Origin of the sequence: Herbaspirillum frisingense (assembly GCF_047325095.1) — a bacterium.
Classification (GTDB): Bacteria; Pseudomonadota; Gammaproteobacteria; order Burkholderiales; family Burkholderiaceae_D; genus Herbaspirillum; species Herbaspirillum frisingense.
Genome location: NZ_CP168558.1, coordinates 872,692 through 896,455, shown reverse-complemented (window position 1 = coordinate 896,455; position 23,764 = coordinate 872,692). Strand labels below are relative to the sequence as shown.

18 protein-coding genes and 1 tRNA gene are annotated in these 23,764 nt (G+C 58.0%); 10 read left to right on the top strand and 9 right to left on the bottom strand.

The window, feature by feature from the left end; genetic code table 11:
* Positions 1–8 precede the first annotated feature (8 nt).
* Together ACEOAC_RS04195 and ACEOAC_RS04190 are read left to right on the top strand one after the other, a co-directional pair.
* Positions 9–1,784, top strand: coding sequence for an acyl-CoA dehydrogenase (locus tag ACEOAC_RS04195; RefSeq protein ID WP_413443727.1), 1,776 nt, complete (start codon positions 9–11; stop codon positions 1,782–1,784).
* The gene (locus tag ACEOAC_RS04190) at positions 1,762–2,247 is read left to right on the top strand and encodes a MarR family winged helix-turn-helix transcriptional regulator (RefSeq protein ID WP_006461636.1); all 486 of its coding nucleotides are present in this window, start codon (positions 1,762–1,764) and stop codon (positions 2,245–2,247) included. The genes ACEOAC_RS04195 and ACEOAC_RS04190 overlap by 23 nt, the downstream gene beginning before the upstream one ends.
* A gap of 166 nt (positions 2,248–2,413) precedes the next feature.
* Here the strand turns inward: ACEOAC_RS04190 and ACEOAC_RS04185 are convergent, their stop codons facing one another.
* Positions 2,414–2,791 carry a hypothetical protein gene (locus tag ACEOAC_RS04185; protein ID WP_413443726.1) on the bottom strand — a complete coding sequence of 126 codons (378 nt, stop codon included), beginning with the start codon at positions 2,789–2,791 and terminating at the stop codon, positions 2,414–2,416.
* A 120-nt stretch (positions 2,792–2,911) separates the two neighbouring features.
* Here ACEOAC_RS04185 and tssM point away from each other — a divergent pair, with 120 nt between their 5' ends.
* From tssM to ACEOAC_RS04170, 3 genes are read left to right on the top strand one after another with little or no spacing between them, the layout of a single operon-like run.
* The gene (gene tssM / locus ACEOAC_RS04180) at positions 2,912–6,790 is read left to right on the top strand and encodes a type VI secretion system membrane subunit TssM (protein ID WP_413443725.1); all 3,879 of its coding nucleotides are present in this window, start codon (positions 2,912–2,914) and stop codon (positions 6,788–6,790) included.
* Entirely contained in the window at positions 6,790–7,776 is a 987-nt protein-coding gene (tagF, locus tag ACEOAC_RS04175) for a type VI secretion system-associated protein TagF (RefSeq protein ID WP_006461632.1), read from the top strand. The genes tssM and tagF overlap by 1 nt, the downstream gene beginning before the upstream one ends.
* 3 nt (positions 7,777–7,779) lie before the next feature.
* Positions 7,780–8,586, top strand: coding sequence for an OmpA family protein (locus ACEOAC_RS04170; RefSeq protein WP_413443724.1), 807 nt, complete (start codon positions 7,780–7,782; stop codon positions 8,584–8,586).
* 81 nt (positions 8,587–8,667) lie between these two features.
* On the opposite strand, the gene tssA is transcribed toward ACEOAC_RS04170, so the two are convergent.
* From tssA to ACEOAC_RS04140, 6 genes are all read right to left on the bottom strand, one after another.
* On the bottom strand, positions 8,668–9,795 hold the full coding sequence (gene tssA, locus ACEOAC_RS04165) for a type VI secretion system protein TssA (RefSeq protein WP_413443723.1): 1,128 nt from the start codon (positions 9,793–9,795) through the stop codon (positions 8,668–8,670).
* 80 nt (positions 9,796–9,875) lie between these two features.
* Complete coding sequence (gene tssH / locus ACEOAC_RS04160; protein WP_413443722.1) at positions 9,876–12,551, bottom strand: type VI secretion system ATPase TssH; 2,676 nt, start codon at positions 12,549–12,551, stop codon at positions 9,876–9,878.
* Positions 12,552–12,614: 63 nt separating this feature from the next.
* Positions 12,615–13,703 (bottom strand): type VI secretion system baseplate subunit TssG, encoded by a 1,089-nt coding sequence (gene tssG, locus ACEOAC_RS04155; protein ID WP_413443721.1) that lies wholly within the window; start codon positions 13,701–13,703, stop codon positions 12,615–12,617.
* Positions 13,667–15,523 (bottom strand): type VI secretion system contractile sheath large subunit, encoded by a 1,857-nt coding sequence (gene tssC / locus ACEOAC_RS04150; RefSeq protein ID WP_413443720.1) that lies wholly within the window; start codon positions 15,521–15,523, stop codon positions 13,667–13,669. The genes tssG and tssC overlap by 37 nt, the downstream gene beginning before the upstream one ends.
* 11 nt (positions 15,524–15,534) lie before the next feature.
* Positions 15,535–16,035: a type VI secretion system contractile sheath small subunit gene (gene tssB / locus ACEOAC_RS04145; RefSeq protein WP_413443719.1), complete on the bottom strand. Its 501-nt coding sequence runs from the start codon at positions 16,033–16,035 to the stop codon at positions 15,535–15,537.
* Positions 16,036–16,124: 89 nt separating this feature from the next.
* Positions 16,125–16,733, bottom strand: a complete 609-nt coding sequence (locus ACEOAC_RS04140) for a hypothetical protein (protein WP_413443718.1) — start codon at positions 16,731–16,733, stop codon at positions 16,125–16,127.
* Positions 16,734–17,104: 371 nt separating this feature from the next.
* Here ACEOAC_RS04140 and tssJ point away from each other — a divergent pair, with 371 nt between their 5' ends.
* The 3 genes from tssJ (at position 17,105) to icmH (ending at position 19,919) form a co-directional block, all read left to right on the top strand.
* Complete coding sequence (gene tssJ, locus ACEOAC_RS04135) at positions 17,105–17,734, top strand: type VI secretion system lipoprotein TssJ (RefSeq protein WP_413628703.1); 630 nt, start codon at positions 17,105–17,107, stop codon at positions 17,732–17,734.
* Between the two features lie 62 nt (positions 17,735–17,796).
* The gene (tssK, locus tag ACEOAC_RS04130; protein WP_413443716.1) at positions 17,797–19,143 is read left to right on the top strand and encodes a type VI secretion system baseplate subunit TssK; all 1,347 of its coding nucleotides are present in this window, start codon (positions 17,797–17,799) and stop codon (positions 19,141–19,143) included.
* Complete coding sequence (gene icmH / locus ACEOAC_RS04125) at positions 19,140–19,919, top strand: type IVB secretion system protein IcmH/DotU (protein WP_241813547.1); 780 nt, start codon at positions 19,140–19,142, stop codon at positions 19,917–19,919. Before tssK ends, icmH begins: the two co-directional genes overlap by 4 nt.
* A 131-nt stretch (positions 19,920–20,050) precedes the next feature.
* Here the strand turns inward: icmH and ACEOAC_RS04120 are convergent, their stop codons facing one another.
* A complete protein-coding gene (locus ACEOAC_RS04120) occupies positions 20,051–20,317 on the bottom strand; it encodes a hypothetical protein (protein WP_413443714.1) in 267 nt (88 codons plus the stop codon).
* Between the two features lie 289 nt (positions 20,318–20,606).
* On the opposite strand from ACEOAC_RS04120, the gene ACEOAC_RS04115 reads away from it, so the two are divergent.
* Together ACEOAC_RS04115 and ACEOAC_RS04110 are read left to right on the top strand one after the other, a co-directional pair.
* On the top strand, positions 20,607–22,130 hold the full coding sequence (locus ACEOAC_RS04115; RefSeq protein WP_413443713.1) for a methyl-accepting chemotaxis protein: 1,524 nt from the start codon (positions 20,607–20,609) through the stop codon (positions 22,128–22,130).
* Positions 22,131–22,720: 590 nt separating this feature from the next.
* Complete coding sequence (locus tag ACEOAC_RS04110; protein WP_413443712.1) at positions 22,721–23,410, top strand: hypothetical protein; 690 nt, start codon at positions 22,721–22,723, stop codon at positions 23,408–23,410.
* 270 nt (positions 23,411–23,680) lie between these two features.
* Here the strand turns inward: ACEOAC_RS04110 and ACEOAC_RS04105 are convergent.
* Positions 23,681–23,756 (bottom strand) — tRNA-Thr (locus ACEOAC_RS04105).
* Positions 23,757–23,764 lie beyond the last annotated feature (8 nt).

Here is a 23,764-nt window from a genome sequence, read left to right as displayed (position 1 = left end):
CGGAAAGAATGACGATGCACTATACGCCGCCCCTGCGCGACTTCGCCTTCGTGCTCGATGAAGTATTGCAGGCGCCACAGGTCTTGCGCGCCTTGCCTGCGCATGCGGAGATCGATGGCGAGCTGATGCGGCAGGTACTGGAAGAAGCGGGCCGCTTCGCCGCCCATGTCGTCGCACCGCTCAACGCCATCGGTGACCGCGAGGGCTGCCGCTTCGAGCGCGGAATGGTGAGCACACCGCCCGGATTTGCGCAGGCCTATGCGCAATTCTGCGAAGCCGGCTGGCCGGCGCTGGCCTGCGCGCCCGAACACGGCGGCCAGGGTCTGCCGCACGTGCTGGACTGCGCGCTCTATGAAATGCTCAGCGCCGCCAATCATGGCTGGACCATGTATCCCGGCCTGTTGCATGGTGCCTATGCCTGCCTGGCTGCTCATGGCTCGCCCGAACTGCAGGCGCGCTATCTGGAGAAGATTGCCAGTGGCCAGTGGCTGGCGACCATGTGCCTGACCGAAGCCCAGGCCGGCAGCGACCTGGGCCAGTTGCGCACGCGTGCGCTGCCACAGGCCGATGGCAGTTATCGCCTGACCGGGGACAAGCTTTTCATTTCCGGTGGCGAGCACGACCTGACCGACAACATCGTCCATCTGGTCCTGGCACGCCTGCCCGATGCACTGCCGGGCAGCAAGGGACTGTCGCTGTTGCTGGCGCCCCGCGTGCTGCCCGATGGCAGCCGTAACGGCGTGCAGTGCACCGGCATCGAACACAAGATGGGCATTCACGGCAGCGCCACCTGCAGCCTGCATTTCGAGAACGCGCAGGCGTGGATGGTGGGCGAGCCCGGACGTGGACTGGCGGCGATGTTCGTGATGATGAATGCGGCGCGCCTGCATGTGGGTGCGCAGGGCGTGGGCCTGGCCGAAGCGGCCTGGCAGCGTGCCACCGCCTATGCGCAGGAGCGCCGGCAATCGCGTGCGCCGGGCGCTGCCGGCACCGATATCATCCTCCGCCATCCGGCAATCCAGAAACTGTTGATGGAACAGCGTTGCCGCATCGAGGGTGCACGCCTGTTGACCTGCTGGGCGGGCCTGCTGCTGGACCTGGCAGAGCACGATAGCGATGCCACGCTGCGCCGTCGCCATCACGAACGGCTGGAATTCATCACACCGGTGATCAAGGCCTTCCTGACCGATCAGGGCTTCCAGTGCGCAAGCCGTGCCTTGCAGGTATTCGGCGGACATGGCTACGTGGTCGAGACCGGGATAGAACAGTTCATGCGCGATGCCCGCATCACGATGATCTATGAGGGGACCAATGAAATCCAGGCCATCGACTTCCTGATGCGCAAGGTGCTGGCCGACGACGGGCGGCGCCTGCACGATTTCCTGGCGCTGGTGGAGGCTGATATAGATGGTGCGGCAGGACTTGTCGAGCAAGGCCGATTGCTGAAAGACGCTGTGGATAATTTAAGCAGGTTCGCCATCGGGATTACGGACGCGGCCCGGGAGAAGCCCGCCTTTCCCTATTACGTGGCAGACGAGATACTGCGCCTGACCGGACATGTGGCGCTGGGCTGGATGTGGCTGCGGGCTGGGCGCAGGGCGTTGTCGGCGCTGGACTGGGACCCGGTCTGGTACGGCAGCAAGCGGGATGCCGCGTGCTATCATTTCGCCTTTGTATTTGCGGAAGTCCAGCAGTTGTCCAGCGTGATCGAAGGCTGCCTGACAACCGGCCTGCCGCCCCTTCCAACCGACCTGGACCACCATGCTGCCCAAGAAGCCGGCTGATTTCGATTCCGACGACGGCGCTGCCGAGAATGCGGCGCTGGACCAGCAACTGCTATTGAGCCTGGTCGGCTACAACTGCCGCCGCGCCTATATCACGATCATGCCGCTGTTTGAAAAGCGCATGGCCAAGTTCGCATTGCGGCCGGTGGATTTCACGGTACTGAGCCTGTTGAAGGCCAATCCCGACATCAACCAGAAGCGCCTGTCCAAGGCGATCAACGTCTCCCCCCCCAATCTCGCCACCTTGCTGGACAAACTGGAGCAGCGCGGCCTGGTGCTGCGCCAGCGCAACCCGCAGGATCGCCGCTCACAGGTCCTGGCCCTGACCACGGCCGGCATGCGCATGTGTACCAAGGCCGAACAGACCGCCGTCGAGCTGGAAATGAAGGCGACCGAGATGCTGTCCGATGACGAGCGGGCGCAATTGATTGGCTTGCTGCAGAAGATGTTCTTGCCGCAGTAAGGACGACGGATGAAGGTGCTCGGCTTCGACAGCTAATGCGCCAATCTGCATTCTCTGTCAGGAGCACGGTCAATGCTCCTGACTCTCTCCCCGCCACCGTTGCGTTTTTTCCATGAGCTGCGGCCGTGTTATTACCTGCGTATGTCCGGCTCACCTTGGCCCGGCGTCAACGCTTCGCGTCAGGCGCCTTCTTCGATACAGTTGGCGGTGGAGCGAGTCCCTCCTCCAGAGCCTTGGCCAAAGGCCCTGAATCACGCGTCCCCTCCCCTTCGGGCAGAGGATGATCTACGTCATCCGCCGGCTTTTTCACGCTCGCTGCATGGGTGGCTTCAGATCCCGTCCGGGCCCGTTCCAACTCGGCTGTTGCCATGGCTTTCAACGGGCTGCTATCAAACCAGTTGAATGGCAGCGCCATGCCTGCTACAGCGAAGATAGCCACTAACGTCAACAAGGCCAGCACAACTATCGTGCGACGGCGCTTTGGCTTGCTGCCACCGACCAGATCGCCGGTCTCCATTTGCCCTTTGGAAATCGAATCGAGCAACTGGGCCAGCCTCCGCCGTCTACGTACGCTCCGTCTTACGCCTTCCCACGAGGGCCGAGCCGATGATGCTCAACGCTGCGATCACATGACAAAAAACCTCTAGCAGAAATTCCCAACATCATGAAACGAATCTGGCATTTCCTCACCGATAAACGCACCCTCTTCATACTCGGGTTCGTCGCCTTCGCCGTCTTTCTCCTCCTAGCCGCCGAGCAGTTGGAGATTGATCTGGCCTGGGTTCTTCTCATCCTCGGCGTGTGCCTGCTGGTATGGCTGGCCTTCTGGCTGCTCAAACGGGCAAAGGCGCGTCGTGCGGCAAACAAGCTGGAGGACGCGCTGGAGAAGCAGGCGACCCAGTCACCTCCCGCCAGCAGCGACGAGGTTCAGCGCGACGATGTCGCGGCCCTGCGCCAGCGCATGCTGGAGGCCATCAATACCATCAAGACTTCCAAGCTGGGCCAGAAATCGGGTACGGCGGCGCTATACGAACTGCCCTGGTACATGGTGATCGGCAATCCGGCGGCCGGCAAGAGTACGGCCATCGCCAACTCCGGTCTCCAGTTCCCGTTTGCCGACACGGCCGGGAAAATTGTTCAGGGCGTAGGCGGGACGCGTAATTGCGACTGGTTCTTTACTACCGATGGCATCCTGCTGGACACGGCCGGCCGCTACGCGGTCTACGACGATGACCGCAAGGAGTGGTTCAGTTTCCTTGGTTTGCTCAAGCAGCATCGCAAGCAGGCCCCGATCAATGGGATCATCATCGCCGTCAGCATCGCCGATCTGACCGGCAATGACCCGCAGTTCTCGGTCACGCTGGCCAAGAACCTACGCCAGCGCGTGCAGGAACTGACCGAGAAGCTGGAAGTCTTTGCCCCGGTCTACGTGGTCTTCACCAAGGCCGACCTGATCACTGGATTCAATGAATTCTTCCTCGATACCGAACGCAGCGAGCGTGATCGGGTGTGGGGCGCCACCCTCACCTATGACCGTCAGCGCGGCGGCCAGGATGTCACCAGCTTCTTCTCGGAGCGCTTTGATGAACTGTATGCCGAACTCAAGGAAATGAGCCTGGCCAACATGTCCGTCAGGCGCGGTGAAAATCTGGCGCCTGGCGTATTGACGTTCCCGCTGGAATTCTCTGCCATCAAGGGTACGCTGCGGTCCTTCGTCTCGACACTGTTCGAAGACAATCCTTTCCAGTTCAAACCGGTCTTCCGTGGCTTCTACTTCACCAGTGCCCTGCAGGAAGGGGAGACGGTAAGCTCCTCATCCGAACGCATCGCGGAACGTTTCGGACTGACGCTGGAGAAGAAGCCGGAGCGCGCGATCATCTCCAAGCATGGCTTCTTCCTTCATAACCTGTTCAAGCAGGTGATCTTTGCTGACAAGCAGCTGGTGTCGCAGTACACCAGCCGCAACAAGATCCGGCTGCGCTATGTGACCTTCTTCGGTGCCGTCACCCTGCTGGGTGCCCTGCTGGGTGGCTGGAGCTGGTCGTATATGGGCAATCGACAACTGCTCATCAATGTCCAGGCCGATATGGACAAGGCCATCAAGCTCCAGGACAACCGGCTTGACCTGCAGTCACGCTTCGAGGCACTGGAACTGCTGCAGGATCGCATCGAACAGCTTGAACATTACCGCAGTAGCCGTCCGATTTCGGTCGGATTGGGGCTATACCAGGGCGATCTGCTGGAGCGCAAGCTACGCGAAGAGTATTTCGCCGGCATCAGGGAGATCATGCTCAAGCCGGTCGCTTCCAACGTCGAAACCTACCTGATGGAGGTGAATGCCAATGCCGGAAAGCTGGAGCCCATGTCGCGTCCGGCGCAGGCAAGCGCCGTGACTGCAGTCGCGGACGCCAGCGCACAGTCCGCCCCGGCGTTGCGCACCTACAAGGATAGCTCGGCCACCAACGTGGAGGATGCCTACAACGCCCTGAAGACTTATCTGATGCTGGCCGACAAGCCACGTGCGGAATCCGGCCACCTGAGCGACCAGATCACCCGTTTCTGGCGTGGCTGGCTGGAGGCCAATCGCGGGACAATGCCGCGCGAGCAGATGATACGCAATGCCGAACGGCTGATCAGTTTCTCGCTGGAGCAGATCAACGATCCTTCTTGGCCGACGGTCGAAAACAAGCTCACCCTGGTCGACCAGACGAGAGAAAACCTGCGTCGCGTGGTGCGCGGCATGCCGGCGCGCGAGCGTGTCTACGCGGACGTGAAGGCCCGAGCCGCCACCCGCTTCGCCTCTGTGACGGTGGCGCGTATCGTGGGCGACAAGGACAGAGAGCTGGTCATGGGCAGCTACGCAGTCCCCGGCACCTTTACCCGCGACGCCTGGAGCAAATTCGTCGGCGATGCGTTCAAGGATGCCGCCAACCGGGAATTGCAAAGTGCCGACTGGGTATTGAAGACATCCTCCAAGGACGACCTGACATTGGAAGGCAGTCCCGAACAGATCCAGAAAGCCCTGGTAACGCAGTACAAGGCCGAGTATGCGCGTGAATGGCAGAAATTCCTGCAAGGCGTGAGCATTCTAGAACTGCGCAACATGGACGACGCCACCAACGCCATGAACCGCCTTGGTGACCCCGTCACCTCACCGATCAACAAGGTGATCAAAACCGTCTACGAGGAAACCTCCTGGGATAACCCTTCCATGGTGTCGGCAGGCGTGGCCACCGTCAGCAATGGTTTGACGGGGTGGATCAAGGAAAACATCCTGCGTCGCTCACCGACGCCGATCGCCGTGCCGACGCCGAACCAGCTCAATGGTGACGGCACAGGCGCAATGGGGGCAGTCGGCCAGGAATTTGCCGGGGTGGCGCGCCTGGTGGCCAGCAAGGACAAGGGAGGCTCATACATGAGCGGCTACATGGAGAACCTTTCCAAGCTGCGCACCCGCCTCAATACCATCAAGAACCAGGGTGATACTGGCCCGGGGGCCAAGCAACTGATGCAGCAGACGCTGGAAGGTACAGGTTCCGAGCTGTCCGATTCGCTCAAGTTTGTTGATGAAGAAATGCTGCCCGGCCTGAACGACCAGCAGAAGGTCGTGCTGCGCCCCCTGTTGGTCCGCCCGTTGATCCAGGGCTTCAACGCGCTGATCCTTCCGACCGAAGGAGAAGTCAACAAGATCTGGCGTGCCCAGGTCTACGAACCGTTCCAGAACAATCTGGCCGCCAAGTATCCGTTCTCCCCCGCATCCAAGATCGAGGCCAATAGCGGCGAGATCGGTACGGTCTTCGGTGAGAACGGCGCGATCGCAAAGTTCGTGAACACGGCAATGGGCCCCTTGGTGGTACGACGCGGCGACGCCTTGTCCCCACGCAGGTGGGCTGACATGGGCATCAACCTCTCGCCGGCCATCACAGGCAGCTTCGCCGACTGGATCAATACCTCAGGTAGCGCCGGCGGCGGGGGCGCTGCTGGCGGTGCCGGCGACGGCCAGACGGTGTTCCAGATCCAGGCGCAACCGGCGCCGGGTGCGCTGGAATACTCCATCGAGATCGACGGTCAGCAACTGCGCTACCGCAATACCCAGTCGCAATGGACCAACTTCATCTGGCCCAATCCGCAAGGCGCGCCCGGCGCACGCGTGACGGCCGTCACCTATGACGGCCGTACGGTGGAACTGGCGAATCAGCCTGGCCGCTTCGGGCTGGAACGGCTGATCAACAGCGCACAGCGCAAGCGCAGGGACAACGGGATCTTTGAATTGTCGTGGACCAGTGAAGGAGTGACGGTCGCGGTCAATCTGAAGATCATCAGCAGCGCGGCGGTCACCGGCAGCGGCAATGGAGCTGCCCGTGGAACAGCAGCGCTGCGTGGTTTGAAACCACCGGAAATCATCGTCGGTAGCGCGCCATCCAGTTCCGACGTTCACTCCGGCGCGACCTCTGCCTCCTCACCGGTCAAGCAGGCCGGCGCAATGACGGGCGATCCGGCGACACTCCTGCAGCGTTCGCAGATCGACATGGGGATGAAATAATGAGCCGCACCAGCACACCGATCCGGGTCGGCTATTTCGGCAAGATTCCTGCGCGCGGAGACTTCATCAAGGCCACCGACAATGCCGCACTGATCACGCTCCTCGACAACTGGCTGGCGCAAGCCATGGAGCTGCTTTCCAACGATCCACGCTGGAAGGATATCTATGACGCGCTCAAGCCACTGCATTTCGTCGTCATGGGGCCACGCAGTCGCAGGGCCGTCGCCGGCCACCTGCGCGCCAGCGGGGACCAGTCGCAACGTCGCTTCCCGTTTATCTCGATGAGTACCTTCGATGTGGACGACCCGATTGCCTTCGTCAATCACAGTGCGATGATCCTGTCACGGCTCTGGTCACGCCTGGAAATGCTGACCGACGACGTACTGGATGCGTCCGACCCGGGCCCACCGCTGCAGGCGCTTACTGCGGCCGAACTTGAGCTGGATATCGACCGCACCGGGTATAGCGCCATCTTTACGGATTTCCTGGAACTACAGACCTTGGCGTCGCTGGGGCAACTGTTGCAGCACGCAGGATTCCAGGGCGACCTGCGCCACCTGCTCCTGGCTCTGGGTCTGCTGTTACATCCTGTGATGACGAGTACTTCAAGCCGCCTGGACAAGAGCCTCATCCTGCCACTACCGCACGACCCGCTCTATCGTGGTCTGGTGACCAGTTTCTGGATGCATCTGCTGACACCCTTTCTGTCGCGCGCCGATTTCGAATTGCTGCTATTTCAGACCAGTCTGCGTGGGAAACCATGCATGTTTCTGGGATTTTCCGGAGCCTCCCCGCGCACACTGCACGCGGTCATCGACAGCGGGTCAGGCGCGGAGCACAACATTGCCTTCGACAAGGCAGACTGGGTCGAAGAGCATGTGTACAGCGGCCCCGGCATCCAGAAACTGTCCAGCTACCTGACTCATCCCGACCTGTCGTTGAAGTCGGTCATGGGCTCTTTCCATCAAGCCTTCATTGGTGCCTGAATCATGAAAACTTCTCTTCCGCAATTCGCCCCACGCATCGCGCTGCTGGGGGCAGCACTCCTGATCACCGGTTGGGGTCACGCACAGAACATCGCGCCACCGGTTGCCACACCCGCTCCCGGGCAGGTTCTGGTCACCGGCACGGTCCCGGATGAGGCCAGCAAGTCCGCAGCCCTGGCACGGCTGCGGGAAATCTACGGTGCGGAACGCGTGGTAGACCAGATCGCCATCGGACAGGTCGTATTGCCGGCCAACTGGAACACTCACGTACAACGACTGATTTCCTTCAATCTCACGTCGGTCAGTCGGGGGCAACTGAAGATCGACGGCACTACGGTGAGCATTTCCGGCGAAGTCGTCAACGAAGCCCAGCGCCAGAATATCGCCAGCGCCATGACCACCAGCCTCAACTCGACCTATACGATCAATAACGCGCTACGCGTGCCGGTCTCCGAACAGGGGGTATTGGATACATCCCTGGGCAATCGCGTGGTGTCCTTCGAAAGCGGGCAGGCTGCCTTGACGCCAGAAGGCAAGCGCATTCTGGATGAGATCGCTGCCACGCTGCTCACGCTCAAGGGACGCCGAGTAGAAATTGTCGGAAATACCGACAACGAAGGCCTGCGCGCCAGCAACATATCGCTCTCGATGGCGCGCGCAGAGACTGTCAAGAGTTACCTCAGCGGCAAGGGCGTGGACGAACGGCTGCTGAGCACATCGGGACAAGGTCCGGATCGCCCGGTCGCGTCCAATCTCACCGCCGAAGGTCGCGCCAGGAATCGCCGCATCGAATTCCGTATTGCAAAGTAGCGCAGCTCTCGGTGACCGTAAAAAAGCGGAACTGGTGAACCAGTTCCGCTATTCATTTCGCCGCTACCCGTGACGCACAAATCATTCGGCCGGGGGCGCCTGCAGTCCCAGCAGTTCTTCCACATGTGACAGCGCCGCATTGTCCTTGATGACGGTCTTGAGCCACGCATGCAGGGGCATCTCTCCCCACTGTGCCGCCTTGTCGGCTAGATGCGTGACGGGACTGTGAGGTTCCGTGCGCCGAAAAAATTCCGCTACGGCACGCAACTGCGCAATCGCCTCTGCCCGGTTGCGTAGGGGACCACTGTGGCCCGGCTGCGCATTGGCATGGACGTTAGTTTCCTGTCGTGACGCAAGCATCGGCGTGCCGGCTTCGTCCTTCAGTCGCGTCTCACTGGATACCGCGGAGCGCAGACCGGTGTCGGCAGCAAAGCGGACCAGGGTCTCATGTACAAGATTCAATGCCTCGCGCGCCGCTGAAAAGCCGGGACCATCCAGGCCCAGGCGCTCATCCACAGACTTCTCCAGCTGAGCAAGAGATTGCAGACAATACAGGCCATCGGCCATCATGGCTTCGTAGAATGCATGCGAACTGCGCTTACGAGCGGCATCCATCGTAGCCAGCTTGACGCCCTCTTCCGGCCTTCCGCCCTCTGTTGCAACCCGTTCCGCGTTGGCGGCGCGAGAGCGTGCTGCTTCGAAGTCCAGCAGGGAAAAAGCTGTTCCCCGACCCTCCGTCAGCGGGATCTCGCGTGCCATCTGGACCGTACGCGAGATGAGCCACGTCAGGTTACCGATGCGCAGGTCATGATCTCCATCCTCCGAGGGAGGATAGAGATGATCCCAGTACTGGTCGAACAGACCGGCCAGCAGAAGGAAACCATCACCCAGTCCACGCATTGCCCGCGTCTTGCAAGCCGCCTCGCAGTACCAAACTACCAGACGCATATCCTTGCTGCGCGTTTCGACCAACTGCGCGCATCGCTGTTCGACAAACACCCAGTCGGCTTCCTTGATATCGGTAACCCATTCACCTTGGTCAAGGGTGGGATCATCGAAGCGCCGCGCCTCAACGATGACGTCCAGATCGGCACTGAAGGAAAGGTCCTCCCCACCTGGTTGCTTGTCATTAATGGGCTTGAGCAAATGGACGATGGCGACAGTGGCAGGGGTGTCTCCCCCTAAGGAGTTGAGAATCGGCATTTTCATGAGGGCCAGGTTGATGGTCGGTATCTGCTTGGTTTCTGATCGGGGACGCCTGAACCGCGCTGGTGCGTGTCCCGTAGCGCTTACTGGATGACGTACTTGAAAACGCCTTTCTTGCTGGCCGATACCTTGATACGACTGATACCCTGCGCTTCGGCCATGCGTGCCAGCACGCTTCCAGCGATCTCGGGCAGCAGGCAGCCGTTAAGGATATTGTCCACATTGCGCGCGCCGGAATCGACCTCCGTACAACGGGCCAGCACGGCATCCACCAGGGTCTTGTCGTAGATGAATTCGGCCTTGTGATTCGCTTCAATGCGCTTGGCGATGCGCGAGAGCTTGAGCTCGATGATCTTCACCAATATGTCATCAGCGATCGGGTAATACGGAATCACCTTCAGCCGCCCGAGGAAGGCTGGCTTGAAGGCCCTGACCAACTGCGGCCGGATCAGGGCGTCAAGTTCATCAGGAGTGGGCAGCTCGTCGCTGACCTTGTTCAGGCAAGCCTGCATCATCTGCGCAGAGGCGACATTGCTGGTCAGAATGATGATGCAGTTCCTGAAGTCGATCTGACGCCCCTCACCGTCGTCCAGTACACCCTTATCGAAGACCTGGAAGAAAAGTTCCAGCACGTCCGGATGGGCCTTCTCCACTTCATCAAGCAAGACCACGCTGTAAGGGTTGCGACGTACCGCTTCGGTCAGCACGCCACCCTCGCCGTAACCCACATAGCCGGGAGGCGAGCCCTTGAGTCCCGAGACCGTATGCGCCTCCTGATACTCGCTCATGTTGATGGTGATGAGCTTGCGCTCACCGCCATACAGCACGTCGGCCAGCGTGAGAGCGGTCTCGGTCTTGCCTACCCCGGAAGGACCAACAAAGAGAAAGACGCCCTTCGGCTTGCCAGGATCATCCAGATTGGCCCGAGAGGTGCGCACCCGCTGAGCAACGGCATCCGTCGCGTGTCGCTGACCGAGCACACGCTCCTGAAGCAAGGTATCCAGACCGAGTACCGTCTTGATCTCGTCCTTGACCATCTTGCCCAGCGGGATGCCAGTCCAGCCGGCGACGATCTCCGCCACGACCTGGCCGTCGACCTGCACGGGCAGCAGCGGAGTCTCACCCTGATACAGCCTGAGTTCATCCATTAACCGTCGCAGCTCGGTGCGCGCCTGGGTAGGATCCTGGTCCGGACTATCTGCCTGCGTCTGCGTCTCCACCGTGGCGCGAAGACTCTGTATGCGTTCATTGAGCTCACGTTCCCGCTGCCAACGGGCCTTCAACACCTCCAGATGGGCCAGCGTTTCCACCCGCTGTCGATTCAACTGGGTCAATCTCGCCTCATGGGCCATATTAATGGCCGCCTCGCGTTCCAGGGCGAGCACTTCGGCGTCGATCTCTTCCAGTCGTCGCCTCATCCCCCCCAGCAATGGCGGCGTGGCGTTCTGTCCCAGCGCAACCCTTGCACAGGCCGTATCAAGCACGCTCACCGCCTTGTCCGGGAGTTGCCGACCGGTGATGTACCGGTGAGAAAGTCGCACGGCCTCCTTGACTGCCTCGTCATAAATGCGTACGCCGAAATGCTTCTCCATCAAGGGCACCATCGCCCGCAGCATGGCACAGGCTGTTTCCTCATTGGGCTCTTCGACCTTGATCACCTGGAAGCGTCGCGCCAGGGCGGCGTCCTTCTCGAAATACTTCTTGTACTCACTCCAGGTCGTCGCGGCGATGGTACGCAACTCGCCACGTGCCAGGGCCGGCTTGAGGAGATTGGCGGCATCGTTCTGGCCAGCCTGCCCACCAGCACCGATCATGGTATGGGCCTCGTCGATAAAGAGAATAATGGGATGCGGGCTTCTCTTTACTGCATCGATCACGTTCTTGAGACGGCTTTCGAATTCGCCTTTGACGCTGGCGCCGGCCTGCAGCAAGCCCATGTCCAGAGTGTGGATCTCAACACCTTGAAGAGCCTGCGGTACGTCGCCATGGACAATGCTCAGGGCCAACCCCTCGACCACCGCGGTCTTGCCGACACCGGCTTCCCCTGTGAGAATCGGATTGTTCTGTCTGCGACGTAGCAGGATGTCGACAACCTGCCGGATCTCGGCATCTCGCCCCACCACCGGATCAATATTCCCAAGACGCGCAAGCTGCGTCAGATTGATGGTGTATTGATCGAGTACTGCCGTCTTTCCACTGGAGCCCACCTGCATTTCACCGACAGGATCACCCTGTGAGAGTCCACTATCTTCAGGCGCTGCGCTGTACTCAATACCTACAGTAGACTCAACCGACCCCACCGTCAGCTTGCGCAGGTCATGCTTGATCTGTTCAACCTTGAAATGGCCGAACAGCCGGGAGCCTCGATAGGCTAGCTGTGATAGCTCGCTATGGGTCAGCAGGGCAAGCAAGAGATGTCCGCTGCGGATCTGCGGATTACTGCCTTCCAGCGAGGCGATCAGCCACCCATGCTCGAACAGGGTCTGCAAGTGAGGGGAAAGGACTGGCGTGCGCGTATTGCCGTTCTTGAAGCTGGTGATCTCATGCTCAAGATCAGTCTGCAGGCTATCGCTACTGACCCCGCTGTTGCGAGCAATCAGACTGAAGTCGGATTGCGGCTGTTCCAGCAAGGCGAGGAACAAGTGCTCTAGGTCGACTTCGTACTGCCCGCGTGACATGCTCAGCGTGGCAGCACGCTCAGTAGCCATGCGGCTGGTTTCGTTCAGTTTGCCGATCAGCGATTTCAGATTGATGCCCATTCTGCTTTTTCCTTGTCATGTTGACCGCGGTGCGGCCTGAATTTTTTCTTCTCACCCACACGGTCAATGCAAGGTGACCTCGTACTGGATATCGGCGCGATCCTGTGTTTCCGGTTCTGTGGAAATGAATGCATCCCAGCCTAGACGACCGCCATTACCAGTGCTACCTAGGGTGACGCCACGTACATCCCGCGCAAGCAGGATCAGTTGGATCTCGTATTCCAGCGCAGCGCCGGTAAACAGACCAAGCAGCCGTGACAGCGCCAGCGCGCCCCCGCCTCCGGGTAGGAACTGTTCAAATTTCTCTATCTGTAACGGTCCGATAGACAGCCTCATGCGCAAGTCGCGTTGCCAGACCCGCTCGCCTGCCATTGCCTTGCCGAGCAAGGAGTTGGTCGATCCGAGGATGGTCTGGTGCTCTCGCGGAACGTGGTACCAGTCTCCCGCAAATTGCATGACTTCCAAAGGAACCGAGAAATAGTCGGCCAGTACCCGCTGCATATAGAACGCCGACGCCGGACGATGCCGCAGGGCCCCAGCGAAGTGCGCCAACGATTCGTCTCGCACCCCTTTACCATCGCTGCCATACAGCCGATGGTGCAGTGAGCGGAAGCCCAGCCCGGCCACCGACAGCAATAATGGCAGGAAGGTATCGCGGCGCCCGGCCTCGTACTGGAAGGCCATCCGGTACTTGCACCACGCCTGATAGAACAAGGCTAGTGATCGCGAGGAAAACGTATCGAGAAAGGCGCGCGGTCCTTCGTCGCGCTGCTCCAGCAGATGTCGTGCGACGCGTTCCGTGTAATGTGCTGGCAGAGACCCATTACCGCCCAGGAAACCCATGAATGTCGGCGTGATCTGGACATACTTCAGCTCGCCATTGAGAAAGGACTTCCTCAATTCATCCGCCGAGCACGGTACGCCATTTCGTGGCGGATAGGTCTCGATATGCTCTATCTCACTGGCAGGAAACGCGAGCAAGGTACGATTGGCGAACCGCAGGAAGTCGCATACTGCTCGTTCATGTGGCACGCCATTGCGCTTGAACCAGAGTTCGATCATGCGCACTGCCTGAAAAAACTGAAAGCGATGAGGAGTGGAGAATATCCTCTCGATCACGCTAGGTTCAAATCTCCGCTGCGTGGGCTGCATCTCAGCAATTCCTCCCCTGTTCTTTTTGACAGCACGGTCAATTGGGAAAAGCTGTTGGCCTGGACATATAGCCCCATGAAGCGATCGATGAGGCCTGCAAATGCATGTAAGCCGCTACCGACGAAGCCATCCTCATCCACCGTCAACCTGATCTCGATACCGCGCACCAGGCTTGCAAACGGATTACCTGGCAGCCACGCCGCGGCAGCCTTGTGTTCAATCGCTGAAATGGCGCTGATCTGGCGTTGTGAAATAGGTGAATTGGATTGGTCATAGAGCATCAACATTTCCTGAAAAGCTTCCAGCCCGCCCTGCATCAAGGAGAGATGATTGAGCGAGAGATGGGAAATGAGCCGCCACTGGGCGCCTCTGCCACGTTTGAAGCGTAACTGAAAATGCGGACGCAAGAACGACACGGCGCGATAAACACCCGGTCGTCCCGGCACTTCCGACACCTGTACCGAAGCTTCGCGCAGCGGGAATTGCGCTTTGGCCTCTTGCGTGGCGTTGTCATCCAACAGCACGTATTGCGCGATCCAGCGGTTGAGAAAGTCTTCGACATTTGAGGCGGCAGCGAAGCTACCGATCTTGTCGCGCATCATCGATTTCATGTAGTGAGCGATGCGGGAAACTGCGAAGATATATTGCAGTTGCGAGGATAGAACGGCATTGGCGTTCGCTGCGTCCGTGTTGTACTTCTTGGGTTTCTGCGCGGACTGGGCGCCAAAAAAAGCCGCATAATCAGAGTTCTTGCAGTGGACCAACGAAATGAACCCAAGATCGGAAAGCTCTTTCTCGCGGCGGTCAGTGATCGCGATCTCGGTCGGACACTTCAATGCCACCTCTCCTTCATCGGTCTTGAAGGTGTGCGTCGGCAGGTCCTCGACCAGGCCACCACCCTCCACACCGCGAATGGCGGCGCACCAGCCGAAGTCCTCGAACGCCTTGGTGAGCTTGGTTCCGAACGCGTAGGCAGCGTTGCACCACAGATATTTGGAATGGTCGGTGCCATCGACATCCTCGACGAAATTGAAGCCCTCTACCGTCGTTCCGTCCTTTGGATTGAACGGCAGGCGTCCAAGGAAGCGCGGTAGCGTCAGTCCAACATAGCGTGAGTCCTCGGATTCGCGGAAGGACTTCCACTTCGCATACTCGATGGTGTCGAACACCTTGGACAGATCACGGGGCTTACCCATGTCGGCATAGCTTTCAAGACCGAATAACTCGGGCGAGGCTGCCGTAATGAAAGGTGCATGAGATGCTGCTGCGATACGCGACATCTGCTCGATGAAGTACATGTCTTCCGGCTGACGGGTGATCTCGAAATCACCGATCAGGGAGCCAAAAGGCGCTCCGCCAAAGGTACCAAATTCTTCCTCGTAGACCTTCTTGAACATCGCGCTCTGATCGAACTCCAGCGCCGAATTGAAATCCTTGACCAGTTCCTTCTTGGTTGCGTTAAGGAGCTTGATCTTCTGCCCCTCTCCCACAGTCGTGTTACGCACCAGGTAATTCAGGCCGGTCCAGCTTCCTTCCAGTTTCTGGAATTCCGGCGCATGCATGATGGCACTTACCTGATTGGAGATCAGTCGATCCACTTCCGCGATACGCGCATCCAGGGTGACGGAGAGATTCGGCGATACGACCACGGTACCTTCCATCACCTGACTGACCAGTTCAGCGATTAGGTCTTTGGCACGATCGTGCTCGGAAGCGGATTTCGCCACCTTGCTTTGTTCGACGATATCATCCAGCAGGGTACCGCCGGCGACGGTGGGCAAAGCGCCTTGAGCGACTTCGTTATTGATTTGAGCAGACATGCAGATCTCGATTATTTGGTGGTTTGCTTGCTGAACTCTGCGAGCTTTTCGGTACTGCTGAGCACATCGTTGAGGATGTCTTCCAGCTTGTCGTTACCAGCGATCTTGTTACGTAGATCCGCCAGTTTGGTACGAGCCTCAAGCAGCTTGCGCAGGGGTTCAACCTGCTGTACCACCGATTCAGGCCGAAAGTCCTCCATCGAACGGAACTTCAGTTCCACGGCAAATTCCCCACTGGCGTCGGAGAGTTCGTTAGCGACACGATAGACAGCGCGCGGCTCCAGACCCTTCATCACCTCATCGAAATTATCCGAATCGATGTTGACGAACTTGCGGTCTTTCAGTCGAGGCTGGGGCACTTCCGAATTGCCACTGAAGTCGCCGACCACCCCAGTGACGAAGGCAAGCTCTTTCTTCTCGATGGCGTCGCCAATTTCGACGTCATATGTCATCTGCACACGCGGAGGTCGCACCCTTTGCAGCTTCTTCTGAATACTTTCCTTTTTCGACATTTCTTCTCCGTTTCTGATTTGGTCCACGCGCCTCATTTTCTGAGGCTACTGATCGATGGGGGACGCTCAACCTGTTCCCGCCTGACCTCTCACTTCAGGTTGATGAACGGATTGGGTCCGCTTCCGCTGCCGACGTCGCTGGCAGGTGCCGGCGCCGTCTTGCGAACCATCTTGCCGCGCGCAGGCGCCGCTGCGGCCGGCTTCCCCGGCACCGATACCGGCGCCTCCCCCGTGATCTCGCGCAGCGTCCTGGTCAGATCCTGGGCGTCGCTCTTGATGGATCCATTGAGTGCATTCTGCGAGCGCAAGTCCGCGAGCGACTTGGTAGCTAGGCGTAGGCTGGAAAGGGTCAGGATGCTGTTGGCCCCCTTTTCGGAAGGGTCACGCTTTATTGCCTCCTGAGCGTTGATGATGGCGTCGCTGTAGTCACCTGCATCGAAACGAATCTGCGCAATGCGCAACCAGGGCGTCTTGTCTGCAGGGAAACGCGACGCCAGGGTTCTTAGCATCTTCACGGCATCATCGGTCCGACCCTCGACCAGTGCCGCCTCAACCTTTTCCACGCTGCTTTCCAGGCTGCTCTTGGCTTCTGCCTCCGTCCCCTGCTTGGAGTCGCTGTTGGCGCACCCCGCCATCATCAATGCCAGCGTCAGCAGAGCTGGAATCAACAGATCTATTCGTCTCTTTCTTGCATGCATGGGGATCCAATCCTTAGATTTTCAATTCTGGAGAACCTACCCGGCCTCTCACATGCATTCGGATGGAGAGGACCGGAAGATATTCGGCTTGTCACGACTTTTAAACTTCGAATGAAACGCGGCGATGAATTTCTGGTGAAAATTGGCGCTTCATTCATTCCTGCTCTTCAGTCACGCCACGTTTCAATTTCCGCCATCGGCTTGCTGCTAAGACTTAGTTTTTAAGTAAGGCAACTGAGGATCATTCGAATGTATCCCATAGACCCCTTTTACAAAATGGAGCTACTCCATATGTGAACGCTTCCTAAAATTTTTTCGGCACGCGGGAAATTCGAGCCAATCAGAAACCAGATAAAACATGCGGGATAAAGTTGAATAAACGACAGAGAAATGCCGTGGCGCTGGGATTGTTCATCTCTTGCATCACCGGCTGCGCCGCAGTGGGAGCGGCATCCAAGGTGGGCCAGGTTGCCAAGTCGACACTGGAGGCGCTGGGTCTGAAGAAGCCTGACGCACCTGAAATTCCGGACGCGATGAAGCAGCCACGCAAGGTACTCATCAAGCTGCATGCATCCAAGGCGCTCAACATGGATTCGCAGCAGCGTCCACTGGCGTTGGTAGTCAGAATTTATAAGCTAAAACAGAACGTTAGTTTCCAGCAGGCGTCATATGACGCCTTTCTGAATCCACAAAAGGAGAAGGAAGTTCTGGGAGCCGATCTGCTGGAGGTAAAGGAAGTAACGCTAGTGCCAGGACAACGCTACGAAGTCGATGAAAAGGTGAGCTACGAGGCGGGATATATCGGTCTGGTGGCGCTGTTCATCAATCCAGATCAGCAACGTTGGCGGGCCACCTTCAGGGCCGACGAATCCGAAAAGAACGGCATTACGGCAGGCTTGCAATCCTGTTCGGTCACCGTAGGTACGGGGGCTATTGCCGTGGATACCCTGGGTAAGCCAATGGACAGGAACCTGATGCTCGCGCCAGTCGAGTGTCATTAGAAATCAACAATCTCTTAACTGCAGATCACGATGCGACAATCATCAATTACGGAGCTAACCAATTGAACCATCCCAACAAGGTACTCTGGGGCGAGGGCCTTTTCCTTCGACCTCAGCACTTTCAGCGTCAGGATCATTACCATGAAACGCGTCTGCATCAGACTGCGCTCGCTCTCAATCCCTATTGCTGGGGTGTTTTATCCCTGAAGATCGATGGAGATGCACTTAACAACAGTACCCTTCGTCTGCTGGAGCTGTCGGCAATCTTCCACGACGGAGAAATCTTCAGGGCGCCAGACGGGGATGACCTCCCGGCCCCCATCGAACTGACAGAAATTCCGCTGTCCCAAAACTCCATCACCTTTTATGCGGGGTTACCGATGCTGAAAAGCTTCGGTAGCAATTTCTCCGTTGGCACCGGAAATCAGCAATCCACCCGCTTTATTCAGGATGGCGTCCAGACGCCGGACCTGTTCACGCAAGCTGCCAAAGCAGAAGTAAGCTACCTGAAAAAGGCAGTACGCCTGGTGTCAGAAAACGAGCCCCGAGATTCATTGGTCTGCATTCCTGTGGCGCGCCTGCGTCGCGCGAGCGGGCCTGGCTTCGAGTTGGACCCCGACTTCGTTCCGCCCAGCCTGTCAGTGCATGCGTCTACCTTGCTGTTCCAGCGCCTGCGTCGCCTCATGGACGCGCTGCAAGCCAAGGTCAGCGCCCTGTACGGGCATCATCGCGAGCCTAGCAAGAGTGTGGTCGAATTCCGTTCTGGCGACATCACATCGTTCTGGTTGTTGCATACCGCCAGTACCGCTTATGCCAATCTGTCGCACTACCTGAATCATCCGATGCATCACCCGGAGCGCCTTTTTGAACAGTTATTGTCACTGGCCGGATCGCTCATGACCTTCTCGCGCAGCCTGGCCCTGTCCGACCTCCCCCCTTACGATCACCGCGATCCGGGGCCGGCTTTCGCAAAGCTGGACGCGATCATTCGCGAGTTACTCGATACCGTGATCTCTTCTCGCTATTTTGCGATTGCCTTGAACGAGAGCAAGCCGTCCTACCATATGGGCATGCTGGACTCAGGCAAGATCGACGAGAAGACCAACTTCTACCTCGCGGTCCATGCAGACCTGCCGGCAATCGAACTGGTCGATATCGTGCCGTTGCGCTTCAAGATCGGCGCACCTGACGATGTTGAAAAATTCGTGCTGGCGGCGCTGCCCGGCGTCAAGCTTGTGCACTCGCCCCAGGTGCCAGCTGCACTACCGGTTCGGCCCGACACCTATTACTTCACGCTCGAGAGCAAGGGTGCGATGTACGAGCGCATGCTTCAGGCACAGTCGATCTGCATCTATGTGCCATCGGGCATTCGTGACCTCAATATTGAACTTCTGGCGGTGACCCAATGAACACGACAACCATCCCTTCCCTGCTGGATCCTGCGGATTCTTTGCCCACTTATGAAGCCGGCGCGCCGATTAACGCCAGTTCGCTCTTGGACCTGATGTACGACGGCTTTTATGCGTTGTTCATGCTCAAGAACGGTGGCACGCCGGTGGACGAGGTGTCATTCATGGCAAAAATACGAAAGTTTCTGGGAGATGTCGAACGCGGCGCCAAGAAACTGGAAGTGTCGCCCGAGGATGTCCACGCAGCCAAATATGCCTTCTGTGCTTCCGTGGATGAGATTGTCCTGCGCTCTAATTTCAGCATCCGCGATACGTGGCAACGCCGCCCCCTTCAGTTGGCGATGTTTGGTGATCAATTGGCAGGTGAAAATTTCTTCAATCGGCTAGAAGATCTGCGCGTTCGCGGTACCGCCCGACTCCAGCCATTGGAAGTCTTTCATATGTGCCTGCTGCTGGGATTCCAGGGAAAATATGCGCTGGAAGGGCCGGAAAAACTCAATTACCTGACTGCTCGACTGGGCGATGAGATTGCTCACCTGAAGGGCAAGACTGCCGGGTTCGCACCGAATGGCGAGCGACCTGATGCCATCGTCAACAAGTTGCGCAACGATGTGCCGTTGTGGGTAGTCGCTTCCCTATTTGCATTGACCGCTATGTTTGCCTACATAGGACTGAACTGGACCCTGACCAAGGGCACCGAAAATCAGCTGGCCGGCTATGCCGATATCGTCAAACTTGCCCCGCGGGCAGCCAACCTGACTATCACCTTGCCCTGAGCTTGAAGAGCCAGATTTCTGTGGGGAATGCCAGAGGCCTCCACGGCTGCCGATTTTCGATCACCAACGGATCATCGGCAGCACGCTCAGGATCTCTGACACAAGCCTAGGTCAGCCCCGGCCAGCCTGGATCAGCGCAGGAAAACCAACTCTGCATAGCTTGGATTGGCGTGCTCACGCTGGTAACGCTTGAGGTCTTCCCTGACCTGTTCTCGGGTGAGCCCTGTATGCCCCTTGTCAGCCATTTGCGAGCCGGTAACGCTGGCAACCGGCTTGGCTGCCGACTGCTCGGAAGATGTGGTCGGTGGGGTGTCGGCTGCGTAGGCTGCATGGGCAGCGAAGGCGGTCAAGGCCAAGCTAATGGCGACCGCGCAATGACGAATGGTGATGTTGCTCATGATCTGCTCCTCGATGAATGCAAGCGGACCCAGCCCTATGCTTATCCTTTATCAATGCTGCATTCTCATGCGAGAATTTTATCGGTCCGGCGATGAGAGAAAAACCGGTGATCGGGTAATGCTGTATTGCGGCACTTGAAAGAATGTGCACGCGAATCTTGTCTGTCTTGCAGCAGTTAGAGCATCAAATTGCGAGCTGAACCGGTTTTTACCGCTTCCACTTACCTTTCCATGTCTCTAATCGCGATCAGAATCTGGTAATCCTATAAATACTATTCAAGGAACAGGTATGAGAATCGGCACGCGGCTCGGTGGTTCATTCATGCTGGTCACGCTGCTTGCCTGCAGCCTGATCGTCGCATCAATTCTGATCCTGAACCAGATCGGACGACACTGGGAAGACTTTTCGGGCACCGTGCTGAACAAGCAGGACTATGCCACCCAGGGTTACATCAAACTGGGCGATGGTGTGCAGAACTTCAAGAACTACGTCGTCCGCGGCAAGGACTATGACAAGCACTTCCTGGCCGATATGGATGCCATCAACCGGCTGATGATCGAGTACCGCAAGCTTGGCGTAGATAATCCCAAGGAAGATGAACTGCTGCAGAAGATCGCTACAGGCGAAAAAAATTACCGCGAGGCATTGACGAAGGCGCAAGGCATGAAGTCAGCGGCTGCCTCCGTGACGGAAATCGATGCTTCCATCAGTGGCGCTGACAAGGTATTGGCGGCCGGTTTTTCCGGTCTGCTGGCAATCGCGCGCGCGAATGCCAACGGTACGGGCCGGGATATCTCCAAAGCCATCAGTACCGGCAAGTCCATCGACCTGGCCGTCGGTGCGCTGGTGATGGCACTAGCCGCCTTATTGGCCGTGCTGGCAACGCGTTCGATCACACGACCGATGCACGAGGCAGTAAGAATCGCCAAGACCGTCGCAGCAGGTGACCTTGGGAGTCGGATCGAAGTCACTCGCAAGGATGAGACCGGTGAACTGCTGCAAGCACTCAAGGATATGAACAGCAGCTTGCAACGCGTGGTCGGTGGCGTGCGCACTGGCAGCGATACCATCGTCACGGCCTCGACGCAGATCGCTGGTGGCAATCTCGATCTCTCCGCACGCACCGAGCAACAGGCCAGTTCGCTGGAAGAGACGGCGGCGGCGATGGAACAGATCACTTCAACCGTGAGACGCAACGCTGATCATGCGCGCCAGGCAAATGCGATGGCAGGCTCGGTCTCCGAGGTGGCGTCGCGCAGCGGACTGGTGGTTTCCGACGTAGTCAGCACCATGGACGAAATCCAGGCCTCTGCCCGCGAAATCGAGGAAATCATTTCTGTCATCGACGGCATCGCGTTCCAGACCAATATCCTCGCGCTCAATGCGGCGGTGGAAGCAGCCCGTGCCGGTGAGCAGGGACGTGGCTTTGCGGTGGTGGCCTCGGAGGTACGCACCTTGGCCCAACGCTCGGCCACAGCGGCGAAGGAAATCAAGGCGCTGATCGGCAACTCGGTCGAGAAGGTGGAAGACGGCAGCAGGCTGGTCAGAAGCGCTGGGTCGACCATCGAGGAACTGGTAACAAGCGTACGCAATGTCACCCAGATCATGAGTGAAATCTCGGCTGCCAGCGGCGAGCAGGAAGCCGGGATCGAACAGGTCAACCAAGCCATTGCGCAAATGGACACTGTGACGCAACAGAACGCCGCCCTGGTGGAAGAAGCCGCTGCCGCCACCGAAGCATTGAAGGAACAGGCGCGACGACTGGCACAGTCGGTAAGCGTATTTCGGCTGGGCGGGGGTAAGCTTGCGTGACAGAGGAACAGGGACGCACCCGGTGTAAAGAAGCTGACCGCAGCGGTTCGTTGAATCGATCAGCTACCGTTGCGCGGTAACTGATCGATTCTCTGTGCAAGCGGATTAAGGAAATCCGTCTCTTGTCGCCTCTAACTGCCCCACAACTTGAAGGCAAGGCTTTCACCATGAGCTGAAAGTCACACCAAGTGGTATGGCACGAAGGGCATTTACCATCTTTTTGAGTCCCTCGTTACCCCATTCTTCGATCTCGCATGGGGGATATAAAACGACCGGTCGACCTCCGCTACCGTTGTCTTACCCTGGATCACGTCTGTCGCCAGTCCCGCTGCGCTTGGCTGCCAAACCCGCGAATTCTTCTTTCATGGCCTAGCTCGTTCTGACTTTCTCTCGGAGTTATCCACCGAGCTGGATTTTTAGTGGGTCATTACAGAACTACACTGCAGAAAATTTCCCAGCTCCCGGCAATCTGCCGATTTGAAATGCAATCGCTGACGTTGCCTCATCAGGAAAACCCCGATCGTTCAGACAAAATTTTCTGAATAGACTGCCCCAAGGCTGTTCTAAAGAAAACGACAAGGGGGATTACCGTGGCAAACAACAATAAACTAATCCGACCTGCTCTTCTGCTTGTCGTGCTGGCTGCGATTTCGACTGGAGAGGCATATGCAATCAACCTTGGTCTCAGCACCGAGGTCGGTACCACTGGCGCGGGAATACACGTCAGTGTGCCGATCACGCCCACCCTCAATGCCCGGGTTGGTGCGAACTACTTTAACTATTCTTTCTACTCGCGCATTTATCGTATTGGTTGTGAAGCCAGTGCCAAGCTCCGCACCTTTGATGCGTTGATGGATTGGTTCCCGTTCGAGAACGGCTTTCGCTTGACTGCTGGTGCGATTTATAACCGCAACACCGTTGACATCGAAGGCAAGCCTGATGAAAACAATAACTACCAGCTAAACGGTACTGACTATTCCGCAAACCTGGTTGGCAAGATCCACGGCAATGTCGCGTTCAAGAAATATGCGCCCTATCTAGGCCTCGGCTATGGCAATGCGACCGCACCTGACAAAGGCTGGGGGTTCACAGCGGATGCGGGGGTGATGTTCCAGGGGCGCGCAAGTACCTCGATCGACAGCACGAATTGCACGCTGGGTTCAGCCGGTTGCGCACAACTGACATCGGACATCGCTACCGAAAACATCAAGCTCAATGACAAGCTGCGCGGCTATCGCATGTACCCTGTTCTACGCGTAGGTATGCGCTACACCTTCTGATACCGGCATAACGCCCGCAACGACCACATCCGGCCGCCTCGTGAAAAGTGCGGGGTAGATTTTTCATCACCCCACTCACTGCTACGTATTGATGGATTTTCTTCCCGCTTCATGTGGAGGAGAATTGCGCGGTTACGGCGTGCCGTAGATTCGGCTTTGGATATGCCTATTAAGCTATGCGCAGTCGACTTGACAGGATGTCGGCAGGGAAAGAGCCGGAATGGCGAAGCAAAATAAAAAGGCTCTCCGGTCGGAGAGCCTTTTAAATACTGGTGCTGGCTGCAGGACTTGAACCCGCCACCCCCTGATTACAAGTCAGGTGCTCTACCAGATGAGCTAAGCCAGCAAAACTTG